The sequence below is a fragment of the Robinsoniella sp. genome, from assembly GCF_034124845.1.
Genome location: NZ_JAWYAJ010000385.1, coordinates 1 through 7,465, shown reverse-complemented (window position 1 = coordinate 7,465; position 7,465 = coordinate 1). Strand labels below are relative to the sequence as shown.

The following is a 7,465-nucleotide window of genomic DNA, read 5'->3' as shown; positions in this document are numbered from 1 at the left end:
TCAATCACTACCACCTTAAATCTCATAGTGTACCTCCTCATCTTCAAAGTTAATGGGCAGTTTAATCATAATGGACGTCCCCTCCCTGGGTGCACTGTGAATCTGTATGCCATAGGTTTCACCATAAAGGATCCGAATTCTCTTGTGAACTGCCATTAAGCCTACTTTTGTGTGCTCATAACCGGAATTGCCGGACTTATGCTCCATCGTATTCTCAAGCTGCTCCCGGGAGATCCCCACACCGTCATCCCATACCTCAAGAAACATATCCTTTTTCTCACAGCGTGCCGTAATTTCAATCCTGCCCTTTCCGATCTTTGGTTCTATCCCGTGAACGATGGAATTTTCTACCAGCGGCTGCAGAATTAACTTTGGCACAACCGTTTCTAAAAGCGCTTCATCCACGTGGAAAATGATCTGGATTTTATCCCCATAAGACAACTGCTGTATCTTTACATAGTTGCGGATATTCTGGATCTCTTCTTCCAAAAAGACAAATTTCCGTTTACTGCTGATGGCTTCCCGCAGATATTTCCCCAGCAGATAAATACTGTCTGCAATATCCTGCTGCCCCTTTAACTTGGCAAGACTGTTGATACTCTCCAATGTATTATAAAGAAAATGGGGGTTGATCTTTGCCTGGAGAGAATCATATTCAAATTGCAGCGCTTTTAATTCGCTATTCTTTTTTTGTATTTTCTCATCAGTTACCGATTTGAACAGCTGTACGATCTGCTCCGACATGTGATTAAATTCTACTGCAAGCATCCCCACTTCATCGTAACTTGCCGGTACAATTTTTTGTGAAAAATCACCTTTGGAAATACTTCGGATATTGGTAAGCAATAGTTTTATATTGGAAGATATCTGCCCGGATATTAAAACTGCAATGGCAGCTGACAGCATTACCCCAAGAAGCGCAGACCAGATAACCGGACTTAACAATTTAAAAATGCCATCCATAATCACCTTTTCAGAGATGAGGTTCATGACCTGGATTCCATTTCCTTTTGCTTTCCAGGTTGTATAGATATATTTTTCATCTTTATAATAGATTTCTTTCCCTTCTTCATTGACAGGCTTATATTTCTCCAAAATGATTTCAGCCAGTTCCCGCCCCTTATTGCCTTCCCCAATTAAGATCTGCCTGTCCTGGTTCAGCACTAAGATCTCATTTGCCTTTTCGGATGAAAGATTTTTATACAATTCTTTAAAATAAGCGGTGTCAATTCCTACCGAAATCACCCCCAGCGGCTTCATGGATTCAAAGTCAAAGACCAGGCTGCTGGCAAAAACCAGTTCTTCCTTATAGGGCTTCCAATACGTAGTCCCCCACATTTCATTCGCTTTCTGAAAAGCCAGATTTTCCACCTGCTCCTCCTGGCTCATGGAGTTATAGTCCGGTGAATAATAGTAAATATTTTCGTAATTATCCTGTACCAGTACTGCTTTGATGTACTTATTAAAATTCATCAGGTTATAGCTGAAATTCAAAAGCTTTTTCTGCCGGTCAAATAATGCCTTGCTGTTCCCTTCTTCCGCCTTTTTTCCTATAATCCCGGAAAATTCTTTGTTAAATGTCTGCATTAAAATAAAATCCTCCAGAGACTCTATTGCATAGTCAAAATTGGAACTCAACTGTTCCATTAAATCTACGGAGGATTTTACCGAGGTGGAAATCAGCAGGTTCCGGGATATGTAATATCCCGATACACCTGTCAGACATACCATAATCAGAATAATACCGATATTAGAGATCAGTAACTTCTGCTTGATTTTTAGATTTGAAAATTTCTTCCAATAGTGTTTCATGTCCCTCTCCTTTTATACCAAATGGATGGATACTATTCCTTTGATCCGGCAAACTTTACCTTCTCATCATATCTTTAATTTTATCATGATTCTATTGGAAATAATTTACTTTATATTAGCTTTTTTTACCTGGAGAGATTTACTGATCCGTTTAATCCATATGTGCATTGTCCGTGGCCCTGGACGCCGTTCCGGTGAGAATATCCTCCTCTTTCTCCAGTTTAAAATAATAGTTAAATATATCCTGGGCTACTCCCACGGCATTCCCGGATGCAAATCCGTGTGCAATGCGGGCAGCGACCGCGATTTCGGGATTCTCTGCGGGTGCATAGCCTACGAACAGGCCATGTGTGGGTCTGCTGGGTGTTTCCTCTGCAGTTCCGGTCTTACCGGCTGTCTTAATACTTAACTTACTTAACATGGCATTACTGTCGGCTGCTTCCTCCATTCCGGTATGCACATCATTCCATACCTCTTGGGGAAGTTTGATCTGATTTCTTAATTTCGGAGGATTTTCCTCGGTAACGTGCCCGTCTTTATCCATCACTTTATCAATCAGGGTAAGATCATAACAGCTGCCGCCATTGGCAAGGGTATTCACATACCGTGCCAACTGTACTGTGGCGTAATTATGGGTACCCTGCCCGATTGCAGAAGGAATCGCAAATTTATCCGTGATATGGGGCTCCGACTCCGGAAGCTGGATCCCTGTTTTCTGATCTAAACCGAACATTTTACTATAGGATGTGAGCCGCTTTAAGGATTGTTCATCGGAAAAATCTCCCTTCTCATCCAGTCCTATCCGGTAGGATATTTCACACAGATAATCATTGCAGGAATTCTTTATCGCGCTTGCAACCGATGGAATGTCCCCATGTCCGGACAGATTCCAGCAGTGCAGCGGCGGCTCTACTTTATCAAATACTCCGTCACAAAACACATCCGTATCTGACCAGATTACTTCTTCCATTAAGCCCGCTATGGCAGTTACCGGCTTAAAGGTGGATCCCGGAGCCGTAAGCTGCTGGGTAGCTCTGTTATAAAATGGTACCGATTTATCCTCATAGAGCTTCTGATAATATGCTTCATCCATTTGGTTGGCAAGCCGGTTCACATCGTATCCCGGATAGGTAACACATGCCAGCACTTCACCTGTCCCGGGATCTGTGATAACTGCAGAGCCTGAGCAGGGGTCCAAAGCAAGCCAGGATGGTTTGATCTCCAGATTGTTGATTTTGTCAATCACAAACTGATAGCTGGAAAGATTTCCGCTTACCAGTCCTTCATAGACCTTGTCCTCTTTTGATAAAACCTCCTGCTCATAGAGAAGAAGGCAGATCTCCCGGGGTGATATCTCCCCCTGCTGCAGCATATACCAGCAAAGTCTTTTTAAGAAACCCTCATCTGCAGCGAGATGTTCACTGATTGTGCGGCTTAATAATTCCAGAGACTGCCCGGAATCCATATATGTTTCTTTTGACGGAATTTGTGACATGTCAATCCAGCCCTCTGCAACTGCCTCTGTGAGGAAATCCTTCAGGCTGATATTCCCATCCTTTTTCCAGGACTGGTATTTTTCGTTTTCTTTGTCAATTTTCCCACCATCCAGCAGCCCCGTTTCCTCCATAAGCAGGGTATCCACAATATAATCCTGATACTCCTGCATTTCTTTATCCAAATCCTGATATACGCTTCCTTCTCCTTTCAGCTCCGTGTTTAATTTATCCATCACACTGCCCAGTTTCGCCTGTAACCTTGCGTTCATTTCTTTTTCAAAAGCGGTAGCATCCACATCATCAAAATGGGTGATATCTACTACTGAATTGTCCAGAAGTGCAAAATACACATCGTAAACCGGAATGACCAAATCTGCCGAATCTGTAATTTTGCTGGTATCAAATTCCTTGATATCTGCTATATTGGTCGTGAGGATTCCTGCAATCCGCTGCTCCAGAATCTGGTATACGGCTTCAGTCAGGTCTTTATCTATGCTCAGGTAGACATCTTTTCCCGGAACCGGTTCTTTGGGGGTATCTTCTTTTTGAACTACCTTTCCCATATTGTTGACATATACTGTTACTGAGCCTTCCATTCCCTGAAGGTACTGCTCCATAGACTGTTCAATCCCTGATTTGCCCACAACAGCATCACTGGTATAATTTACATTCTCTTCCTGCAGCTCCTCCAGTTCTTCGGCAGAGATCTTGCCGGTATACCCCAGAATATGCCCTAAGGCATCTCCGCCCTGATATACCCTGAGCTCCTCATCACTGATATCCACTCCCTGCCACTGGGACTTATGTTCCAGCACATAGGATACGGTATCTTCGGATACATCCACCGCCACCGTAACCGGTATGTATCGCTGAAATGTGTTAAGTGACAGCATATATCGGATATTTAAAATCTCCAAAGCTTCTTGTTTACTGAGTTCTGCGGGAAGTCCGCTGCTTTTTCGTTCCTCATTCGTATATGCCTGTCCGTTTTTCTCATATAAAGCAAATCGTTCTTCTCCTGCTAAATATGCTATAATATCATCTGCCCCGGCTGCCGCTTCCTCCCCGGTCATATCTTCTATAAACGCCCTGCCAAAAACATCTGCCCGAAACCGGTTCAGCGAAACCCCCTCTTTATTAAATACATATTCGCCCTTTTCATCCAGTACGATGGGAAGTGCCACCGTTAGTTTTTCATTTTGCCTGTGTACCAGCTGGATCACCTGATAGGCTGTCCCGTTCAGAGCCAACTGTTTTTCCCGCTCCGATTGATACGACCCATTGTCCTCCATGGTAATCCCATAGGCCATTTCATTTCCCGCAAGAAGCTTCCCATTCCGGTCATAGATATTCCCTCTGGTGCTTTTCAGCACACGGGTCTTCTTAATCTTCATTACAAAATTATTCCGGTAGTCCGCCCCTTCCAATATCTGTAGCTGGTAAAGACGGTAAAACAAAACCATACACATTCCAATAAAAACAGCTATTAAAATTTTCACCCTGGAAACCGAAGTTTGTTTTTCCGATGCCTTCATAGACTTCCTGTTTCTTATCATATAATTTCCTCACTTTTCATACACAACTTAATTTTATTATATCCTACAGATGTAATACTTTATATATTACATCTGTAGGTTTTAAAAGTCAAGTGGCAGCAAAAGGGAAAATACCAACAGGCAGGGGCACAGGCAAATTCTGAAAATATGGTTTTTCCAGAACTGCCTGTGCCCCTGCCCGTCAATGCACTGTCTATTATCTTTATATATCCTCTAATACCGTATCTAACTTCCCAATCATTTCATCCACATGGACACGTTCAATCACCAGCGGAGGAACCAGTCTCAGCACATCACTGCCCGCTGAAATAACGATCAGTCCATTGTCCAGTGATTTCCTGACGATATCTCCCACTGGACGGCCTTTTACCACAAGCCCCTGCATCAGGCCCTTTCCTCTTCTGGTATCCAGAAAATCATATTTTTCCACCAGCCGGTCTAACTTTTCTTCCAGATAAGGTGCAATCTCGTTCACATGATCTATGATATGGTCATGTTCGAAAATATCAAATACTTTTGAAACCGCTGCGCAGGCAAATGGATTTCCGCCGTAAGTTGTTCCGTGATCCCCAGGAACCAGTGAATTCCCGGCAGTCTTTTTGTTCAAAACAAAAGCCCCTACCGGTACTCCGCATCCAAGCGCTTTTGCACAGGTCATGATATCCGGTTTCACGCCTATGTCCTGCCAGGCAAACATTTTGCCGGTCCGCCCCATGCCGCATTGGATTTCATCCAGAATGAGCAGGATATCCTTCTCTTCGCAGATTGCTTTCACCCCTTTCAGGAATGACGGATCCGCCGGATAAATTCCGCCCTCACCCTGTACAGTTTCCATAATAATGGCACAGGTTTTATCGGTAAGTTGTTCTTTTACGCTTTCCAGGTCATTAAAATCTGCAAATTTCACACCGCCCATCAATGGTTTGAAAGCTTCCTGGTAATGGGGATTTCCCGTTACCGATAAGGCTCCGATGCTTCTTCCGTGAAAAGAATGGTTCATTGCTATGATTTCATGATCGGTACAGCCGTCTTTATTAAATGCGTATTTTCTGGCGGCTTTAATAGCTCCTTCAATCGCTTCTGTTCCGCTGTTTGTAAAAAATACTTTATCCATTTCACTGCATGCTGCCAGTTTTTTAGCAGCTTCCCCCATGGGGATATTGTAATACAGGTTGGAAGTATGTATGATCTTATCAATCTGGCTCTTCAGCGCATCATCGTAGCCCTGATAGTGGTAACCAAGGGCAAAAACTGCAATCCCTGCAGCAAAATCCAGATATTTTTTCCCTTGTACATCATGCAGGTATACTCCGTCTCCCCTTTCAAATACCACCGGGAAACGATTATAAGTATGTAATATGACCTCTTCGGCTTCTTCCATATAACTATTCATTGTCTTCATTGTAATATCGTTCCTCCTGATCACCCATGATTGCAGTTCCGATTCCTCTGTTCGTAAAGAACTCTAACAGCAGGCAGTGTTCGATTCTGCCGTCTAAGATATGGACTCTGGAAACGCCCGCTTTCATGGCATCGATGCAGTTCTGCAATTTGGGAAGCATGCCCCCTCCAACATTCCCGCTTGCCAGAAATTCTTCTGCTTCGGGAATAGACATTTCTGAAATTAAAGTAGACTTATCCAGGGGATCCCGGTATACCCCTTCAATATCCGTTAAAAATGCAAGTTTTGCAGCTCCTACCGCCGAGGCAATGGCACATGCGGCATCATCAGCATTGACATTATAGGAATGGTATTCATCATCCGATCCAATGGGACAGATCACCGGCACCACGTCATTATCTAATAAGATATTTAATAACTCCGTATTTACCTTTTTCACCTCTCCTACGTATCCGATGTCCTTGCCGCCGGAGAGCTTTTTGTCAACACGCAGTACCGATCCGTCTTTTCCGCTGATTCCTACCGCTCTCACACCCAGTTTTTCCATCATGGAAACCAGACCTTTGTTAATCTTATTTAAAACCATCTCTGCCGCTTCCATAGTTGCCTTATCGGTTACCCTCAGGCCGTTTACGAAGTTGGTTTCCAGACCGATTTTATTTACCCATTTCGTAATTTCTTTTCCCCCGCCATGAACGATAATCGGGCGGAATCCCACCAGTTTTAACAGTGCCACGTCACGGATGACATTTTTCTTTAACTGATGATCCACCATGGCACTTCCGCCGTATTTTACGACGATGGTTTTTCCATGAAACCGTTGAATGTAAGGTAATGCCTCTATTAATACACCTGCTTTTTGCAGCCAGTTTTCCATTGTTTCCATAATAATACCCCTTTCATATAGCAGTCCTGCCCGCTATACAGCCACTCATGAATCAGGTTGAAAGAATCGCGTGGCTTCCTTTCCATTTCATATTTCTCTTTCAGCCTGTGTATGCTATCGTCCGTTTTTTATCAGGAACGGTAATCCGCATTAATTTTAACATAGTCAAAGGTCAGGTCGCATCCCCAGGCTGTGGCTGACTCCCCGCCCATCTTAATATCCGCAATTGCCGTTACTTCCTGTTCGGATAAAATTTTCGTAGCTTCTTCTTCACTGTAGTCCAGCGCAACTCCATTTTCAATGATCTTAAGTT

General features: G+C 43.5%; 5 protein-coding genes. All 5 read right to left on the bottom strand.

Annotation, left to right across the window (positions count from 1 at the left end; translation table 11 throughout):
* Nucleotides 1-15: 15 nt before the first annotated feature.
* Nucleotides 16-1,812 carry a sensor histidine kinase gene (locus ACH2DQ_RS19260; protein WP_394913480.1) on the bottom strand — a complete coding sequence of 599 codons (1,797 nt, stop codon included), beginning with the start codon at nt 1,810-1,812 and terminating at the stop codon, nt 16-18.
* Between the two features lie 151 nt (nt 1,813-1,963).
* The gene (locus ACH2DQ_RS19255) at nt 1,964-4,864 is read right to left on the bottom strand and encodes a penicillin-binding transpeptidase domain-containing protein (RefSeq protein ID WP_394913479.1); all 2,901 of its coding nucleotides are present in this window, start codon (nt 4,862-4,864) and stop codon (nt 1,964-1,966) included.
* A 202-nt stretch (nt 4,865-5,066) separates the two neighbouring features.
* The gene (locus tag ACH2DQ_RS19250; protein ID WP_394913478.1) at nt 5,067-6,266 is read right to left on the bottom strand and encodes an aspartate aminotransferase family protein; all 1,200 of its coding nucleotides are present in this window, start codon (nt 6,264-6,266) and stop codon (nt 5,067-5,069) included.
* Nucleotides 6,250-7,152, bottom strand: a complete 903-nt coding sequence (argB, locus tag ACH2DQ_RS19245; RefSeq protein WP_027294361.1) for an acetylglutamate kinase — start codon at nt 7,150-7,152, stop codon at nt 6,250-6,252. The genes ACH2DQ_RS19250 and argB overlap by 17 nt, the downstream gene beginning before the upstream one ends.
* A gap of 131 nt (nt 7,153-7,283) precedes the next feature.
* A partial coding sequence (locus tag ACH2DQ_RS19240; RefSeq protein ID WP_395027893.1) for a bifunctional ornithine acetyltransferase/N-acetylglutamate synthase occupies nt 7,284-7,465 on the bottom strand: 182 nt, incomplete at its 5' end.

Coding starts and splice junctions, on each gene's coding strand:
- ACH2DQ_RS19260 (WP_394913480.1), bottom strand. CDS start 1,812: ATGAAACACTATTGGAAGAAATTTTCAAATCTAAAAATCAAGCAGAAG.
- ACH2DQ_RS19255 (WP_394913479.1), bottom strand. CDS start 4,864: ATGATAAGAAACAGGAAGTCTATGAAGGCATCGGAAAAACAAACTTCG.
- ACH2DQ_RS19250 (WP_394913478.1), bottom strand. CDS start 6,266: ATGAAGACAATGAATAGTTATATGGAAGAAGCCGAAGAGGTCATATTA.
- argB (WP_027294361.1), bottom strand. CDS start 7,152: ATGGAAACAATGGAAAACTGGCTGCAAAAAGCAGGTGTATTAATAGAG.